The sequence below is a fragment of the Luedemannella helvata genome, assembly GCF_039528415.1.
In the GTDB taxonomy this organism is placed as follows: domain Bacteria; phylum Actinomycetota; class Actinomycetes; order Mycobacteriales; family Micromonosporaceae; genus Luedemannella; species Luedemannella helvata.
Genome location: NZ_BAAALS010000005.1, coordinates 124,304 through 140,533 on the forward strand (window position 1 = coordinate 124,304; position 16,230 = coordinate 140,533).

The 16,230-nt window shown below is 72.8% G+C and carries 16 protein-coding genes; 6 read left to right on the forward strand and 10 right to left on the reverse strand.

The genetic code is table 11. From position 1 onward, the window contains the following. The first annotated feature begins 42 nt into the window (after positions 1-42). Positions 43-798, forward strand: coding sequence for a DUF308 domain-containing protein (locus ABD191_RS06960; RefSeq protein ID WP_344078101.1), 756 nt, complete (start codon positions 43-45; stop codon positions 796-798). A 186-nt stretch (positions 799-984) separates the two neighbouring features. Then, on the forward strand, positions 985-1,611 hold the full coding sequence (locus tag ABD191_RS06965; protein ID WP_344078103.1) for a GOLPH3/VPS74 family protein: 627 nt from the start codon (positions 985-987) through the stop codon (positions 1,609-1,611). Positions 1,612-1,651: 40 nt separating this feature from the next. Here ABD191_RS06965 and ABD191_RS06970 read toward each other — a convergent pair whose 3' ends face one another. The 8 genes from ABD191_RS06970 to ABD191_RS07005 all read right to left on the reverse strand — a co-directional run bounded on the left by ABD191_RS06970 (position 1,652) and on the right by ABD191_RS07005 (position 8,823). Continuing rightward, entirely contained in the window at positions 1,652-2,254 is a 603-nt protein-coding gene (locus tag ABD191_RS06970; RefSeq protein ID WP_344078105.1) for a GNAT family N-acetyltransferase, read from the reverse strand. Beyond that, the gene (locus ABD191_RS06975; RefSeq protein WP_425560665.1) at positions 2,251-3,753 is read right to left on the reverse strand and encodes an APC family permease; all 1,503 of its coding nucleotides are present in this window, start codon (positions 3,751-3,753) and stop codon (positions 2,251-2,253) included. The genes ABD191_RS06970 and ABD191_RS06975 overlap by 4 nt, the downstream gene beginning before the upstream one ends. A 191-nt stretch (positions 3,754-3,944) precedes the next feature. After that, entirely contained in the window at positions 3,945-4,733 is a 789-nt protein-coding gene (locus ABD191_RS06980) for an alpha/beta hydrolase (RefSeq protein ID WP_344078401.1), read from the reverse strand. Positions 4,734-4,750: 17 nt separating this feature from the next. After that, positions 4,751-6,145, reverse strand: a complete 1,395-nt coding sequence (locus ABD191_RS06985) for a flavin-containing monooxygenase (RefSeq protein WP_344078108.1) — start codon at positions 6,143-6,145, stop codon at positions 4,751-4,753. A gap of 85 nt (positions 6,146-6,230) precedes the next feature. Then, on the reverse strand, positions 6,231-6,905 hold the full coding sequence (locus tag ABD191_RS06990; RefSeq protein ID WP_344078110.1) for an endonuclease/exonuclease/phosphatase family protein: 675 nt from the start codon (positions 6,903-6,905) through the stop codon (positions 6,231-6,233). A gap of 27 nt (positions 6,906-6,932) precedes the next feature. Next, on the reverse strand, positions 6,933-7,883 hold the full coding sequence (locus ABD191_RS06995; RefSeq protein ID WP_344078112.1) for an ROK family glucokinase: 951 nt from the start codon (positions 7,881-7,883) through the stop codon (positions 6,933-6,935). Beyond that, positions 7,880-8,377, reverse strand: a complete 498-nt coding sequence (locus ABD191_RS07000) for a hypothetical protein (RefSeq protein ID WP_344078114.1) — start codon at positions 8,375-8,377, stop codon at positions 7,880-7,882. The genes ABD191_RS06995 and ABD191_RS07000 overlap by 4 nt, the downstream gene beginning before the upstream one ends. Further along, positions 8,374-8,823, reverse strand: coding sequence for an SRPBCC family protein (locus ABD191_RS07005; protein WP_344078116.1), 450 nt, complete (start codon positions 8,821-8,823; stop codon positions 8,374-8,376). Before ABD191_RS07005 ends, ABD191_RS07000 begins: the two co-directional genes overlap by 4 nt. Positions 8,824-8,976: 153 nt before the next feature. Between ABD191_RS07005 and ABD191_RS07010 the strand changes: the two genes are divergently transcribed. The 4 genes from ABD191_RS07010 (at position 8,977) to ABD191_RS07025 (ending at position 13,778) form a co-directional block, all read left to right on the forward strand. After that, positions 8,977-10,767, forward strand: a complete 1,791-nt coding sequence (locus ABD191_RS07010) for an AMP-dependent synthetase/ligase (protein ID WP_344078118.1) — start codon at positions 8,977-8,979, stop codon at positions 10,765-10,767. 91 nt (positions 10,768-10,858) lie between these two features. Then, positions 10,859-12,424, forward strand: a complete 1,566-nt coding sequence (locus tag ABD191_RS07015) for a GAF domain-containing sensor histidine kinase (RefSeq protein ID WP_344078119.1) — start codon at positions 10,859-10,861, stop codon at positions 12,422-12,424. 25 nt (positions 12,425-12,449) lie between these two features. Further along, entirely contained in the window at positions 12,450-13,121 is a 672-nt protein-coding gene (locus tag ABD191_RS07020) for a response regulator (RefSeq protein ID WP_344078122.1), read from the forward strand. A 69-nt stretch (positions 13,122-13,190) separates the two neighbouring features. Next, complete coding sequence (locus ABD191_RS07025; protein ID WP_344078124.1) at positions 13,191-13,778, forward strand: HIT family protein; 588 nt, start codon at positions 13,191-13,193, stop codon at positions 13,776-13,778. A gap of 63 nt (positions 13,779-13,841) precedes the next feature. Here ABD191_RS07025 and ABD191_RS07030 read toward each other — a convergent pair whose 3' ends face one another. Continuing rightward, on the reverse strand, positions 13,842-14,963 hold the full coding sequence (locus ABD191_RS07030) for a glycosyltransferase family 4 protein (RefSeq protein ID WP_344078126.1): 1,122 nt from the start codon (positions 14,961-14,963) through the stop codon (positions 13,842-13,844). 2 nt (positions 14,964-14,965) lie between these two features. After that, positions 14,966-16,222 (reverse strand): M48 family metallopeptidase, encoded by a 1,257-nt coding sequence (locus tag ABD191_RS07035; RefSeq protein ID WP_344078403.1) that lies wholly within the window; start codon positions 16,220-16,222, stop codon positions 14,966-14,968. Positions 16,223-16,230 lie beyond the last annotated feature (8 nt).

The following is a 16,230-nucleotide window of genomic DNA, read 5'->3' on the forward strand; positions in this document are numbered from 1 at the left end:
CGGAGTAGGGTCGGCATGTCACACGCCAGGGAAGGGAGCGCGGTGGCGAGCGGAAGCCCCGGCCACGGCCGGCGGGACAACGGCCTGGTCGCAGCGGAGTACGCGGTCGCTGGCGACGTCGACCCGCGGGTGGGCGAGCACCTGTTGGACCTGCTCGCCCTGGATGGGATCGCGGCCTACCTCGGTCCGACCACCGACCTGCACCCCGTGACCCGCACCACAACCCTGCCCGACCGGCCGACCGACCGGCTGTACGTCGACCGCGCCCACCTCGCGGCCGCCCAGGCCTACCTGAACCAACTGGCCGAGGAGCGGCGGGAGACCACGGACGTCGACGAGGCCTGGGCGGCGATCGTGGCCGGCTACAACGCGGACGTGGGACCGCACCGGTCATGGCCGGCCGCGGAGGACGTGCCCGACGACGACCCGACCCCGGCCCGCCAGCCCGGCCGCGCCGCGTCGGGCTCAGCGGTGGTCGCGGCGACCCCGGCCGACGAGCCGTCGCTGCTCGACGGCCTGGACACGTTCGGCGCCACCCTGCCCGACGACGAGGAGGGCTACACGCCGCCTCCCCCGCCGCCGCTGCCGAAGCCGGCTCTGCCGACCGTGCTGGGCGTGCTCGGCATCCTGGTCGGCCTCGTCCTCGTGCTCAACCCGGAACTGCTCAGCATCGGTGCGGGCGGCACCATGCTGCTCGGCTTTCTCGCGATCCTCGGCGGGTTTGTTACTCTTCTGCTGCGACTGCGTCCCGGTGACGAGGACGACGATATCTACCCAGATGACGGTGCGCGCGTCTAAAATAGACGCCGCTCGTAACGCTCAATTAACCTGAGGCTAACCCAGCCTCTTGTAGCGTTCTTCTGTCCCAAACAGTGACAGCAGTTGACGCTGAGTCATGGGGTTCAGCGGTGCACCCAGCGAGCGCACGACGTGAGCGGGTCGGGAACCCGGCGCTCTCCCGTAAAAGGAAAAGGAGCCTCAGGGGTGCTGTTGGCCGACGACCTCTACTTCGTCGCACACGAGGAGACCAGCGGGAAGTCCCGCCTCCATCCGCGCGTCACGGGCCTCGCCCTTGCCGCCGCGCTGCTCGGCGAACTGGTCATGGATGGCAAGATCGACCTGCGGGCTGGCATGATCACTATCATCGACCGGCAACCACCGGTCGACGCGCTCGCGCACACGATTCTCGACCAGCTGGCGAGCGAACGTCAGCAGCACGCCACGCACAACTGGCTGGCGTTCCTCGGCAACAGCGCCACCGACCAGGTGTGCCAGCGCATGGTCCGCTCCGGCCATCTCAACCGCAGCGAGAGCCGCGGGCTGCTGCGCACCACCGTGCGTTTCGTGCCGGCCGACCGCTCCGCGGCCGCCTGGCCCGAGGCGCGGCTGCGCCGCTTCCTCACCCGCGGCGAGCAACTGACGATTCAGGACGCCGTGCTCGCCGGCCTCATCGAGGCGAGCGACCTGACCCGGCACGTGCTGTGGGACGGCGACGCGCGCAGCTTCCAGTACCTGGCCTGGGTCCTGTCCTCGCTGCCGCCGCCGCTACGCGAGCTGGTCACGCAGGCCCAGGCGGCCATCGGCAACGCGGTGATCACGACCCTCAACTGAGACCGGTGGCCCGGGCCCTACGGCCCGGGCCACCGTCCACTCAGGATGCCCGCGGTTCGCGCCACATGGGAAACAGCGGGGGTCCGCCGTCCGGCAGGTAGTACGGGCCGCCGTGGTCGGTGTAACCCGCCCGCTCGTACATGCGCCGCTGGCGCGGCCCGGCCGCCTCCAGGTAGGCGCCCACCCCGTCCCGGTCGAGGTCCGCGTGGTGCGCCGCGATCAGCGCCGAGCCCACGCCTCGGCCCTGCCGGTCCGGGTGGACCGCCAGCATGGCCAGGTAGTGGTGGTCGACGCCGTGCGGGTGGTGCGCACGCTGCAGGGCCTCGAAGGTACGGAACCGGTCCGCGTAAGGGCCGCAGACCTTGTCGAGGACCGCGTCCCACCGGCCGGGGTCAGGCTCGGGGTCGGCGGCCGAGGTTGGTACCCACACGGCCACGGCGTCGCGCTGCGCCGTCCACTCCACCACGCCGCCGGCCGCCATGACCTCGGCCACGACGTGCGTGAAGTACTCCGGGAAGATCCGGCGGGCGTCCGCCGGATCCCCGATGATCCACTGTGACGCGTCGAGGTCCCAGAAAGCGTCGGCGATGAGGACGCCGACCCGGTCGGCGTCCCCCTCGCCGGCGCGCTCGGGACCGGTCACCGCGATCCCAACGGCGCGAAGGGGTGCTGCTGCCCCTCGTCGATGATCGCGCGTCCGGTCACCGCGTTGGCGCCCAGGCCGATGCCCCGGTAGACGTCCTGGCGGGCCGCCTTGAGCCAGAACCCGTACAGCAGGCCGATGACGGCCGCGGCGGCGTACGCCGACGGCAGCGCCCAGGCCGGCGTCGCGCCGGGCTCCACGCCGAGCAGCTGCGAGAAGTTCGACAGGCCCGAGTACAGCATGTAGATGAGGAAGATCAGCGCGATGACGGGGGCGATGATCCGCCGCCATACGTTCTCCCCCTGCGGGTCGCGGGCGAAGAAGGCGATGATGGCGACCGCCGTCGTGATGATCATGATCAGTACGCCGAGACCGCCCGTGGTGCCCAGCCAGAAGAACAGCTGCACGACCGGGTCCCAACCGAACACCGCGTACATGACGATGACGAGCAGACCGATCAGGGACTGGGTCAGCGACGCCGCGCGCGGCGCGCCCGTACGCAGGTTGGTGCGGCCCAGGGCGCGCGGCAGCACCCGCTCCCGGCCGAGGGCGAACATGTAACGGCCGACGGCGCTGTGGAACGACAGCATGGCGGCGAACAGGCTCGACAGGAACAGCACGGTCGCGATCTCGCCGATCGTCTGGGTCGACATCGCGAAGAGCATGCCGGGACCCATCTCGCCGGCGGTCGCCGCCACGTTCTCGGTGCCGTAGTGCACGCTCATCGCCCAGGACGCGGCCGCGTAGACCACCGCGATGACGGCGAGCGAGGTGTACGTCGCGATCGGCACCGTACGGCGCGGGTTCTTCGACTCCTCGGAGAACACCGCCGACGCCTCGAAGCCGACGAAGCCCAGCAACGCGGTCACCAGCAACGCGCCGATGCCGGCGGCCCCCCGCAGGTCGGCCGGGTTCAGGCTGTCGAAGGCGATGCCGTCGGCGGGCTTGCTCAGGCCGCCCACCGTCAGCACGAGCACGACGGCGACCTCGGCGGTCAGCAGCACCGCCAGCACGATGCCGTTGAGGTCGACCCGCATCAGGCCGAGGATCGTGACGATGGCCCACGCGGCCAGCGAGTACCAGTACCAGTCGACGACCGGGCCGCCCTTGCCGGCGACGTAGTCGGCGACCTGCGCGCCGAACATGCCGTAGAGGCCGACCTGCAGCAGGTTGTAGGCGACCACGGCGACGAGCGCGATACCGACGCCGGCAGGCCGGCCCAGGCCGCGCGAGACGAAGGCGTAGAACGCGCCCGCGTTCGTGATCCGCCGGGCCATCGCCACGTAGCCCGCCGCGAAGATCGCGAGGACGGCAGCCACGACCAGGAACGCCGCGCCGATGGCGACCAGGCCGGTGACCGCGTACAGGGTGGTGACCACGCCGGCGACAACGGTGAGCGGTGCGACCGCACTCAGGATGAAGAAGACCACTGCGGGCACGCCAAGGCGGTCCTTGGCGAGGGCAGCGGAAACGCTGCCGGTTGAGCTAGGGGAGGACATGGTTTCGAGCATCTCCGTTTCGGGAGCGGGGAAGGAACGCCGACCAGGCATCGCGGGGCCGGCTTACGATGCTTTCAGGCCGACATCATGCCGTGCTGATGTTGCAAAAGCATCCCCTGATGGCGTAACAACCACATGCTGGTCGTACAAAATGGACGTTGACCTGCACAGATCGCCACTGTGGACCCGGATCAAAGGGACTTGTCGATCCAGTCGAGGATCGCGTCGATCGGCTCCTGCCAGCGCGCGTCGAGCATCATGTCGTGCCCCATGCCCGGAAAGAGCAAGGGCGCCGCGCCGTAACGGCGGGCGGCGCGCTCCAGCGCGCGCCGGGGCACCACCCGGTCGTCCGGCGAGCCGACGACCAGCACGGGCGGGTCGCCCACCGGGTCCTCGACGGACGGCCCGGCGAGCAGCTGCCACTGGGCGAGCGGGGCGGCCGGCGTCTTCACCTGGGCGGCGAACTCCCGCGCCGCCGAGGTGGTCAGCTCGCGGCCGAACAGCTGCCCCCGGCGCAGCCGCAGCCGCCCGCCGAACAGCGCCGGAAGGGTGCCGGCCGGGTTGCGGCGCAGCGCGTTCAACGCCGTACCCGGCCCGCCGAACACCGGGCTGACCAGCACGCCGGCGCGCGCCGGATAGCGGGCGAGCGTGCGGGCCACCGCGAGGGCGCCCGTACCGTGGCCGACCAGGACCGCCTGGCGCGGCAGGCGCGCGGCGACCTGGGTGACGTCGTGGGTGTACGCCCGGATCGTGGTGCGCGGCGCCGCGGCGCTGTCGCCGTGCCCGCGCAGGCTCATCGCGTACGCCGGGAAGCCCCGGCCGGCCGCGTGCTCCAGCCAGCGCGCGGCGAACGCCCACGCCCCGTGCCCGAGGCCGGGCACGAACAGCACCGGCGGGCGGGGCCGGTCGGCCTCCGCCTCGGTCGGCGTGGCGGCGAGGATCTCCCGCTCCACGGGCGTCACCGGGTAGGCCCACTCCATCGGCCTGAGCACGCGGGTCACCGGGCCACCTCCAGCTCCTTGAGCGTCTTCTCCAGTGCCTTCAGGTACACGGTGTGGCTCACCTCGAACCAGTGGCGGGTCGAGCGCTTCATCTTGGCCGCCGCGAACGGCGTGCCGACCTCGCGGTGGTGGCGCGCCCAGAACTGGCTGGCCTTGTCCGGGGCGGTCTGGCGCATCCGCAGCCACCGGGCGATCGTCTGGGTCTGCCAGTGGACCAGCGCGAACACGCCCGAGTCGGGCTGCAGCAGCCCGACGACGGCCAGCGTCGGCTGGTGCGGCGGGATGGCGTGCAGGTAGAGCCGGGGCCGGCCCTCACCGTCCACATTGAGCAGATCGGGGGCGAGGAACTCGAACCGTGGCAGGTAACCCGTGGCGAACACGACCAGGTCCGGCTCGGCGACCCGCCCGTCCGTGAACTCCACGGAGGTCCGGTCGAAGCGCGCGACGTCGGGCACGGGCGTGATGCCGCCGTGACCCACGTAGTACACGAGCTGGCTGTTGACGATCGGATGGGTCTCGAAGACGCGGTGGTCCGGGGCGGGCATGCCGAACCGGGTCACGTCGCCCACGGTGTTGCGCACGGTGCGCTGCACGAACCATTGCCGCAGCCGCAGCGGCAGGCCCAGCGCCAGCACGGCGTCGCTGACCTGGTCGGCCGGGCGCCCCCGGACATACTTGGGCAGGTACCAGTACCCCCGCCGGGTCGAGTGCCAGCAGCGGGCGGCCTGCTGGGCGGCCTCCACGGCGATGTCGGCGCCGGTGTTGCCGCCGCCGACGACCAGCACCCGCCGGCCGCGCAGCTGCGCCGCGTCCTTGTAGGCGGCCGCGTGGATGACCTCGCCGGAGAACCCGTCGAGGCCCTCGTACGACGGCAGCTTGGGCGACCAGTTGTGCCCGTTGGCCACGACCACGGCCGAGTACCGCTGGGTACGGGCCGCGCCGCCGCCCCGGGCGCCCTTGATCGTGACGTCCCAGGCCCCGTCCTCGGTGGGCTGCACGTTGGTGACCTCGGTGCCGAACCAGATGTGCTCGCGCAGTCCGAAGTGCTCGGTGTAGCGCTCCAGGTAGGCCAGGACCTGGCTGTGGTGCGGGTAGTCCGGCCAGGAGTCCGGCATCGGGAAGTCCGGGAACTGGGTGAACGGTTTCGACGAGATCAGGTGCGTGCTCGCGTAGACCGGGCTGCGGTCGTGGCGCCAGTTCCACGCGCCACCCACCCCGGTCTCGCGCTCGTAGCAGTCGACCGCGAAGCCGTGCTCGCGCAGGTTCTTGATGGCCACCAGGCCGCTCGCGCCGGCACCGATGACGCAGACGGTGTCGCTGCGGTCGAACACCGGCGTGCCGCCGCGCCAGATCGTGGCCTCTTCCGGTCGTGCCAGGTTGTCGTAGGTCACCCTCGTCCTCCCCCTCGCATTCCTCCCGGCGCGCATCCTCTTGGCTCGGGGCGCTTTTGTCCAGGCAACCCGGGCGCCCGCGAGGTCACCCCTCGATGACGAGATCGGCCACGACCGGCAGGTGATCGCTGGCCCGGCGGGCCAACGGGGTGTCGAGCACCCGGTGCCCCACGACGCGCACACCCGGCCCCGCGAGCACCGCGTCGATGCGGCTCCGCGGCGCGGCGGCGGGGAAGGTAAGGGCTTCTCCTAGATCAACATAGCCTTCGGCGAGGGTACGCCAGGACGACCCGTCCGGCCCCTCGTTGAGATCGCCCGCGAGGACGACCGGACCGGCCTGGCCGTCGAGCGCCTCGCGCAGCAACCGCGCCTGGCCGGGGCGCTCGACCGGGTCGGTCGCCAGGTGGGTGCCGGCGACCAGGAACTCCACCCCACGCACCCGGCAGCGGGCGAACACCGCGCCGCGCAGGTGCCGCCCCGGGGTGAGCGGGTAGCGCAGGCACCAGCTCTCCAGCACCCGGGTGCCCAGCCCGACCAGGGCCACGTTGCCGAGCGCGGGCAGCCCGCCGGCCGCGTACACCAGGCGGCACCGGTTGGCGAGGTCGGCGCACTTGGCGCGCCAGCGCAGGCGGCGCGGCCCCTCCTGGACGAGCAGGATGTCCGGGGCGAGACCGCGCACCACCTCGACGAGGGCGCGTCGGTCGTCGCGCTGCCCGTGGATGTTGTAAGAGACCACCCGTACTGTCGGCGCGTCGGCCATGAGCGGCCACCTCCCGTCAGGGGCGCCTTATCGACGGGCGAGGTCCGCGGCGCCCACCACGCCGGCCACGTTACCCATGCTGGCCCCGACCACGTCGGCGACCGGCAGGGTCCCGCGTGCGGCGAGTTGCTCGGCGAAGGCGTCGCGGGTCGGGCCGAGCAACAGCTCGCCCGCGTCGATGACACCGCCGCCGACCACCAGCACCTCGGGGTCGAGGATCTGGACCAGGTCGGCGAGGCAGCCGCCCAGCCAGGTGCCGATCTCCGTGAACGCGGCCATCGCGACCGGGTCGCCGTCACGCGCCGCGCGGGTGACCATCGGGCCGTTGATCGCCTCGACCGTGCCCCCGGCCAGGTCGAGCAGGTGCGCGCCGGCCGCCGGGTCCTGCATGGCCACGTCGCGGGCATAGCGCACCAGGGCGCTGCCGCTGGCGTACTGCTCGATGCAGCCCTGCCGGCCGCAGCCGCAGTGCCGGCCGCCGGGCATGGCCCGCATGTGGCCGATCTCGGCGGCGATGCCGTGCGCACCGCGCACCAGGCCACCGCCGAGCACGATGCCGCTGCCGATGCCGGTGCCGACCGTGACCAGGACCATGGAGTCCCTGGCCGCGCGTGCCGCGCCGAAGCGGAACTCCGCCCACGCCGCCACGTTGCCGTCGTTCTCGACGATGACCGGCAGGTCGACACGTTCGGCGACCTTGTCCCGCAGCGGCTCGTCGCGCCAGGCGAGGTTGGGGGCGAACAGCACCCGGGAGCGACTGGCGTCGATCCAGCCGGCCGCGCCGATGCCGACCGCGCTCACGGGGTGCTCGGCGGCGAGTTCCTGGACCACCTCGACGATGAAGTCGAGGGTCTTGGAGACGTCGTCGGCCGGAGTGTCACGGCGGGCCTGGGCGAGCACCTCCCCGGCCGCGTCGACCACCCCGCCGAGCACCTTGGTGCCGCCGATGTCGACGCCGATGGTCAGTGCCTCGCTCACGTGCTCTCCTCCGTACCTGAGTCACCTTCATCCTGGCCCGTTGCCGGCGCCGTTGCCGTGTCCCTGGGTGGTACCGCTGCCTTCTTGACCGCCTTGCGCGCCATGGGCGCGCGGGGCGGCGGCGAGGTGGGTGGGGTGGACGTCGCCGCGCGCCAGGGGTCGTCGACGGGCTCGTCGCCGTCGGGTCCCCCGGGCCCGGCGTCGTGGGTCGCGCCCGCGGCCGAGGCCGCGTGGTGCGCCGCACCGGAGAGCGAGCGAAGCATGCTCGCCACCCCCGTGGCAAGGTCTGCGGCGCCCTCGGCCAGCCGGTCGGCGAATTCCGGGCTCGGATCGCGCATGGCGGCGATCACCCGGCAGACCGGACAGACGCAGCATTCCGGGCTACCGGTGGACAGGTGGGCGCCGGCCAGGCCGTTCGCGGCCACGGACGCGGCCGCGAGCGCCGCCGCGACCAGCCGCTGCGCCTCCTCGCGGATCGGGTCCGGGGCCGTCATGCCGCCACCGACTCGACACGCCGCTTGAGCTCCGTGAGCGCCGTATCCATGATCATTTTCTCGGCCTTGCGCTTGAACATGCCGAGCATGCCGATGGCCAGGTCGACCGCGAGCGTGTAGGTGACCGTCGAGGTGCCGTCGCCGTTGTCGACGATGTCGTACGAGCCGTCCTGCGCCTTCTGCATCTTCGACGGCTCCACGAGGTGCCACTCGATGCGCGAGATGTCCTCGGCGTACTCGTAGGCCAGCGTGTACTCGTCGGAGACCACGCCGGCGTCGAGCGCGAAGAACACCTGGCTCGCGTAGCCGTCCTCGTACTCCTCGACCACCTCGACGCGGCGCGCCGCGGAGACCCACTCGGGGTACCGCGCGAAGTCACAGATCACCTCCGCGACCTGCGAAGGAGCTGCGTTGATCACGATTGACTGCGTCGACGTGTCGGCCACGGCAGGCAATCTACCTGGCGATCGGCGCGGGTGCCGGGTCCAGGGCGTCGCGACCTGCCCGGGCGACGCGCGCCGCGCCCCACCATCGCGCGCGCGACGACAACCGCGATAGGTTCACTGCGGGCGACGCGGCCCGAGCAAGAGGAGCCACACGTGCGCGAGTTCACCGTCCCACCCGCCGTCACGATCAGCGACACCACGACCCTCGTCCAGGCGGTCTGGAGCAACGCCGAGGCGACCCCGGCGGCGGCGCAGTTCGCCCGCCGGACGGACACGGGCTGGGAGGACATCAGCTTCGCCCGGTTCCGCGACGACGTCATCGGCGTGGCCCGGGGCCTCGTCGCGGCCGGTGTCCAGCGGGGTGACCGGGTGGCCCTGATCAGCCGCACGCGCTACGAGTGGACCCTGGTCGACTACGCGATCTGGGCGTGCGGCGCGGTGACCGTGCCGGTCTATGAAACCTCCAGTCCCGACCAGATCCGGTGGATCCTGTCCGACTCCGGCGCGGTGGCGTGCGTCGTGGAGACCGCCGGGCACGCCGCCAGCCTCGCCGCGGTCCGCGGCGACCTGCCCGACCTGCGCCACATCTGGGAGATCGACGGCGGCGGGCTGGCCGACCTGGCCGCCGCCGGCGCGGACGTCGACCCGACGGAGATCGACCGACGCCGGCTCGGCGGCCGCGCCGACGACCTGGCCACGATCATCTACACGAGCGGCACGACCGGCCGGCCGAAGGGCTGCGTGCTGACGCACCGCAACATCTACGCCGACATCGCCAACGCGATCCCCCACATGCCCAACCTGTTCAAGCCGGACGCCGCCACGCTGCTGTTCCTGCCGCTGGCGCACAGCTTCGCCCGGCTCATCCAGGTCGGCGTGGTGCAGGCGCGGGTCCACACGGCCTTCACCGCGGACGCCCGCAACCTCGCCGCGGACCTCGCCTCGTTCAAGCCGACGTTCGTGCTCGCCGTGCCCCGGGTCTTCGAGAAGATATTCAACGGCGCCCGACAGAAGGCGGCCACCGAGGGCCACGAGTCGATCTTCGAGCGGGCCACGCAGGCCGCCGTGGCCTATTCTGAGGCGCTCGACAAGGGCGGCCCCGGCCTGATCCTGCGGCTGCGCCACGCGGTGTTCGACCGACTGGTCTACCGCAAGCTGCGCGCCGCCATAGGCGGGCGCTGCCAGGCGGCGATCTCCGGCGGGGCGCCGCTGGGCCCCCGGCTGGCCCACTTCTTCCGGGGCGTGGGCGTGACCATCTACGAGGGGTACGGCCTTACGGAGACCTCCCCCGCCGTCGCGGTCAACCTCAAGGACCACATCCGCATCGGTACGGTCGGGCGGCCGCTGCCCGGCGTCACCGTCCGCATCGACGAGGACGGCGAGATCCTCGTCAAGGGCGACCTGGTCTTCGGCGGATACTGGAACGCCCCGCAGGCCACGGCCGAGGTGCTCGACGCCGACGGCTGGTTCCACACCGGTGACCTGGGCGCCCTGGACGACGACGGCTATCTGTCGATCACCGGCCGCAAGAAGGAGATCATCGTCACGGCCGGCGGAAAGAACGTCGCGCCGGCCGTCCTTGAGGATCGAATTCGTGCCCATCCGCTGGTCAGCCAGTGCATGGTTGTCGGCGACCGGCAGCCGTTCGTCGCCGCGCTGGTGACCATCGACGAAGAGGCCCTCCCCGCCTGGCGCAGCGCGAACAGCAAGCCGGATGACGCGCGACCGGGCGACTTGCGCGACGATGAGGACCTGCGCCGCGAGGTGCAGAGCGCCGTCGACGAAGCGAACCGCGCTGTCTCCAAGGCGGAGTCGATCCGGGTCTTCCGGATCCTCCCCGAGGACTTCACCGAGGCCAACGGAATGTTGACGCCATCCCTCAAAGTGAAGCGAACCATTGTGGCGAAGGAGTACGCCGACGAGATCGCCGCTATCTACCGCTGAGCGTCCGACCCGGTCGACGCGCTCCCCCGGCGCCCCGCGCAGCCTGAACGCCACGGGCGCGGAGCGGGCGGGCCTCGCGCTGCGCCTGGCCATGCTGGCGCTCATCGCGGTCTTCACGACCGCCGCGACGGGCGACGTCGCCGCCCTGACCTGGGTGGCCCTGCTCGGCGCCGCGAGCCTGGCGGCCTGGGCGGGCCGCCCGCCGCTGCTGCCCGCCCTCGGGCGGGTGGCCGAGGTGCTGATCACCGCTCTCGGCGCGAGCAGCGTCGCCATGGAGCTGGGCGGGACGGGCGGCACGATCCTGCCGTACCTGACCATCCCGATCGTCGTGCCGGCCATCGAGGGGCGCATCAGGGAGTCGATGGCCCTCGTGGGGCTCGCCGCCGTGGCGTTGGCCGCCGCCGGCGCGCCCGACGGGCTGCTGCGGGACACGTCGTACGTGCTGTCCTGCGCCGAATGGCTCGCCATCGCGGGACTGCTCGCCGCCTTCGTGTACGCGTCGCCGCGCCTGCTGACCCCGGAGGCGGGCGACGCCCCGGCGCCCTACGCGGAGGCGACCCGGCTGCTGACCCAGCTGCGTACGGTCGCCCGCCAGCTGCCCGGCGCCACCCTGGACCCGGGGAGCATCTCCGAGCACCTGCTGGAGGACGTGCGCCGCATCGCCCCGGTCGACCGGGCGGCCGTGCTGTCCGCCAGCGGCGGCGGCCGGCTCGTGGTCCTCGCCCAGCTCGCCCCCGACCGGGTCGACTGGGAGACCAGCCTCGACTCGGACTCCGCGATCGCGGACGCGTGGGCCGCCCAGCAGGCGCAGGTCGCCAGCCGCTCACAGGCCCGCACCGCCTCGGCGGACACCCCGGTGTCGACCCTGGTCGTGCCCCTGCTGTCCGGGGTACGCACGATCGGCCTGCTCACGCTGGAGACCGACCGAGCGGGGGCCTACCCGCCGGACGTGGTGGCCGACGTGACCGACCTGGCCTCGGCGGGCGCCCTGCGGCTGGAGGCCGCTCTCCTCTTCGACGACGTGCGCTCCATCGCCACGAACGAGGAGCGCCAGCGGCTGGCCCGGGAGATCCACGACGGGGTAGCCCAGGAGCTGGTCATGGTCGGGTACGGCATTGACAACACCCTGGCGACCCTGCCCGAGGACGCGGCGGAGAGTGCCGCCGAGCTGCGCGCGCTGCGCCAGGAGGTCACCCGGGTGATCACCGAGCTGCGGCTGAGCCTGTTCGAGCTGCGCAGCGAGGTCGACCGGCACGGGGGCCTGGCGGCCGCCATCGCCGAGTACGCCCGCACCGTGGGCTCCTCGGCCGGCCTGCGGGTGCACCTGTCCATCGACGAGACCTCCGCCCGGCTGCCCGCCGCCACGGAGGCCGAGTTGCTGCGCATCGCCCAGGAGGCGATCACCAACGCCCGCAAGCACGCCAACGCGAGCAACCTGTGGGTTACCTGTGAGGTCGACCCGCCGTACGCTCGAATTGAGGTGAGTGACGACGGAGCCGGAATGTCAAGCCACCGGTCGGATGGCCGCTACGGCCTTGCGATCATGGCAGAGAGGGCGGAACGTATCCGGGGCCAACTGGAGATCACGCCGCGCGCCTCCGGCGGCACCTCAGTGGCCGTGGTGCTCAGCGCCTCGCCCCGACGGGGTAGCTTGTGACAAGCAGAAGGGGAGATCATCGGGCATGACGACCAGCACCACCACTCCGCCGAACCGGACCAAGGTCCTTCTTGTCGACGACCACGACCTCATCCGGAAGGGTCTGCGGCACGCTTTCGAGCGCGACCGTAACTTTGAGGTCGTCGGCGAGGCGGCCACCGCGGCGGAGGCGGTCCGTCAGGCCGGCGCCCTGCAGCCCGATGTCGTGATCATGGACCTCCGCCTGCCGGACGGCAGCGGCCTGGAGGCCGCCCGCGCGCTGCGCAAGGGCAGCGCCACGATGGGCATCGTGGTGCTCACCATGTACGCCGGCGACGACCAGCTGTTCGGCGCCCTGGAGGCCGGCGCGAGCGCGTTCGTGCCCAAGACCGCCCCGGCCGACGAGGTCGTCGCGGCGGCCCGCCACGCGGCCTCCTCCCCGAGCGCGTTCACGGCGGCCGACCTGGCCGAGGCCATGAAGCGCCGCCTCGCCCCCGCGGGCCCGCAGCTGTCCCCCCGGGAGAGCCAGGTGCTGCGCCTGCTGGCCGACGGCATGAGCGTCGCGGGCATCGCCAAGCAGCTCTACGTCAGCGAGTCCACCGCCAAGACCCACATCTCGAAGCTGTACGAGAAGCTGGGCGCGGCGAACCGGGCCCAGGCCCTGATGACGGCGCTGCGGCTCGGGCTGCTCGAGGCCCCCGACGCGCCCAAGTTCTGACCTAGGCGAGCGAGCCACAGGCTCGACTCCTGGATCTCGGCGGCACCCGAGCGCCGTGGAGGCAACGGCATGATCGATCCCCTCGACCCGGGCACGTCGCTGGACGACCTGGCGGCGGGCGCATCCCGCACGGCCACCCGTGGCCGGCACCGGCGCGCGTTTCCGGACACGGACTGGCGCGCCGACCGCGTCGGCGCCGCCCGGCGCGACGAGAACCCCACCGTGCTGGCCCGGATGCGCACCGGCTGGGCCGCGATCGGCGACACGCAGTACCTGCCCGGATACTGCGTCCTGCTCGCCGACGCCCCGGACGTCGACCACCTCCTCGACCTGCCCCGCTCGGCGCAGGTCGACTTCCTCACGGACATGGCCCTGCTCGGCGAGGCCGTCTCCCACGCCTGCAACGGCCTGGACCCGGCGTTCCGGCGGGTCAACTACGAGGTGCTGGGCAACTCGATGCGCCAGCTGCACGCCCACGTGCACGCCCGGTACGCCTGGGAGCCGGAGCGGTACCGCTCGGGTCCCGTCTGGCGCTACCCGGACGACCTGCGCGAGGCCCCCGAGCACCTGCTCGGCGAGCAGCACGACGCTCTCCGCGACGCGATCGTCATCGAGTTGGAGCGCGTGATGCTCGACGCCTACGGCACCCTCCTCTGACCCCTGCGGTTATGGATTCTCTGGCCGGCACAGCGGCACATCGAATCCACAACCCCGGCAGCGTCAGGACGACAACAGGGTCGTGAGGCGGGCGGCCTGGTGGTCCCAGCCCCATTCGCGCTCCACCCACGCACGACCCTCGGCGCCCAGGCGCTTGGCTAGGGCCGGGTCGGCCAGCAGGGTGGCGACCCGGTCGGCCACGGCGGCGACGTCGCGGCCGGGCGCGACGAACCCGGTCTCCCCTTCGCGGACCGCGTCGGGCGCCCCGCCGGAGTCCCCCGCCACGACGGGCAGCCCGGTGGCCGACGCCTCCAGGTAGACGATCCCGAGGCCCTCGACGTCCAGCCCGCCGCGCCTCGTCCGGCACGGCATGGCATAGACGTCGCCGGCCGCGTAGTGCTCGGGGAGCCGGGCCCACGGGACCGTCCCGGTGAACCGCACATGGGCCGAGACATCCGTCTCCCGCGCGAGCCGCTCAAGATCGGCACGGTACGGGCCGCCGCCGACGATGAGCAGCGCCGCGTCGGGCACCCGGCGGCGGATCGCGGGCAGGGCCCGGATCAGCGTGTCCTGCCCCTTGCGCGGCACCAGCCGCGACACGCACACGACCACCGGCCGCCCGACCAGGTCGTGCTCACCACGCACGGCGTCACCCGAGACCGCCGGCGAGTAGGCGTCCGTGTCGACCCCGGGCGCCAGCCGCTCCAGTGACGTCAGCGACCCGAGCGTCCGGTCCAGCCGCGAGCGCTGGTACTCCGTCAGATACGTCACCACGTCCGCGCCGCGCGCGATGCGCCGCAGCAGGCCCCGCGCGCCCGGAAGGGCGGCCCAGCCGATCTCGTGCCCGTGCGTCAGCGCGACGACCCGCGACACGCCGGCCCGCTCCCGCAGCCCCTGCGCGAGCAGGCCCAGCGGCGCGGCCGCCCCGAACCACACGCGCTCACACCCGTACTCCCGGGCGAGAGCGGCGACGCGGCGGGCGACGCGCCTCGTGGGCAGCAACAACCCCGTGTCCTCGCGGATGACCGGGAAGGGCAGCTGCGCGTCGTGCCCGGCGGCGCCGCGCCAGGTGGAGGCGTACGCGACCAGCGAGCCGGGCGGCTGGCGGATGGCGAGGTGGTGGACGAACTGCTGGATGCCGCCCGGGCGGGGCGGGAAGTCGTTCGTGATGAGCAGGGTGCGCAAGGTCAGCGCTCCCCGCGGGCGAAGGCGCGGGCGGCGGCGATGCGCTCCACGGTGGACGGGTGGCTGGCGAACATCAGGTACTCCAGGCGGTTCGGGTCGACGTCGGAGAGGTTCTTCAGCGCGAGGCGGCCGTCCATCTTCTCCACGGTGGCGGGGTCGTCGGTCACGGCGAGGGCGTGCGCGTCGGCGCGGGCCTCGATGAGGCGCGACACCGCGTTCTGCAGCGGGGTCGCCACCAGGCCGGCGATCGCGGCGAGGGCGAGCAGCAGCGCGAGCGCCCTCGGCTGGGTGACCGACTCGACACCCGCCAGCCGGAGCAGCCCGGTCCAGGAACCGACGAGGAACGCCGCGCAGACGGCCGCGGCGGCGCCGAGCGCCCCGAGCGCCGTGCCGGTGAACACGTCATTGAGCTTGGCGTGGCCGAGTTCGTGCGCGACGACGGCCTGCACCTCGGCCGGCGGCGCCTCGTCGAGCAGCGTGTCGTAGACGACGACGCGCCGGGTGGGCCCGAGGCCGGAGACGTAGGCGTTGAGCGCCGTGGTCCGGCGCGAGGCGTCGGCGACGAGGACGTCTTTGACGGGTACGCCGTCGCGGGCGGCCATGGCGATCAGGCTGTCGCGCAGCTCCCCGGCCGGCATCGGGGTGAACTTGTTGAACACGGGCTCGATGAGCACCGGCAGCACGAAGCTGAGCAGCACGACCAGCCCGGCGGCGCCGGCCGCGAGCCAGGCCCACCACCAGTCCGGCGTCAGGCGGGCGATGCCGAAGAACGCCAGGAGCACGATCGCGCCGAGCACCGCGCCGATGGCCATGCCCTTGAGCAGGTCGACCGTCCAGCCGCCCCAGGTCTGGGTGGACAGGCCGTAGCGGCGCAGGACGGTCTCCCGCCAGGCGGCCAGCGGCAGGGTCGCGACCTGGCCGATGAGCATGATGGCCAGACCGCCCAGCAACGCCTCGGCGATCCAGTTGCCGCCGAACGGCCGGCCGGCCGCCGCCACGATCCGCGCGCCGAGCGGGGTCAGGCCCAGGATGAGTGAGATCACGAGGCCGAGCAGCAGCGAGAAGTAGGCCGGCGGGCGCAGGGCGGCGTGGAAGGCCCGGCCCCGGGCGACCGCGTCGGCGGGCAGGTCGCGCAGGGCGGCGACCTGGTCGGCGCGCGGCGCGGGCGGGCTCGACCACGGCACCCGGACGGCGGCGACCACGAGCAGGGCCACCGCCAGTACGGCGAGGGTGAGCACCGCCCAGAGCCGGGGCGTCATCGTCATAG

What these genes read in the sequence shown, in the direction of transcription:
- ABD191_RS07025 (WP_344078124.1), top strand. Translation starts at nt 13,191, where the DNA reads ATGATCGATCCCCTCGACCCGGGCACGTCGCTGGACGACCTGGCGGCG.
- ABD191_RS07035 (WP_344078403.1), bottom strand. Translation starts at nt 16,222, where the DNA reads ATGACGCCCCGGCTCTGGGCGGTGCTCACCCTCGCCGTACTGGCGGTG.
- ABD191_RS06990 (WP_344078110.1), bottom strand. Translation starts at nt 6,905, where the DNA reads ATGGCCGACGCGCCGACAGTACGGGTGGTCTCTTACAACATCCACGGG.
- ABD191_RS07000 (WP_344078114.1), bottom strand. Translation starts at nt 8,377, where the DNA reads ATGACGGCCCCGGACCCGATCCGCGAGGAGGCGCAGCGGCTGGTCGCG.
- ABD191_RS07015 (WP_344078119.1), top strand. Translation starts at nt 10,859, where the DNA reads ATGCTGGCGCTCATCGCGGTCTTCACGACCGCCGCGACGGGCGACGTC.
- ABD191_RS06975 (WP_425560665.1), bottom strand. Translation starts at nt 3,753, where the DNA reads ATGTCCTCCCCTAGCTCAACCGGCAGCGTTTCCGCTGCCCTCGCCAAG.
- ABD191_RS07020 (WP_344078122.1), top strand. Translation starts at nt 12,450, where the DNA reads ATGACGACCAGCACCACCACTCCGCCGAACCGGACCAAGGTCCTTCTT.
- ABD191_RS06980 (WP_344078401.1), bottom strand. Translation starts at nt 4,733, where the DNA reads ATGGAGTGGGCCTACCCGGTGACGCCCGTGGAGCGGGAGATCCTCGCC.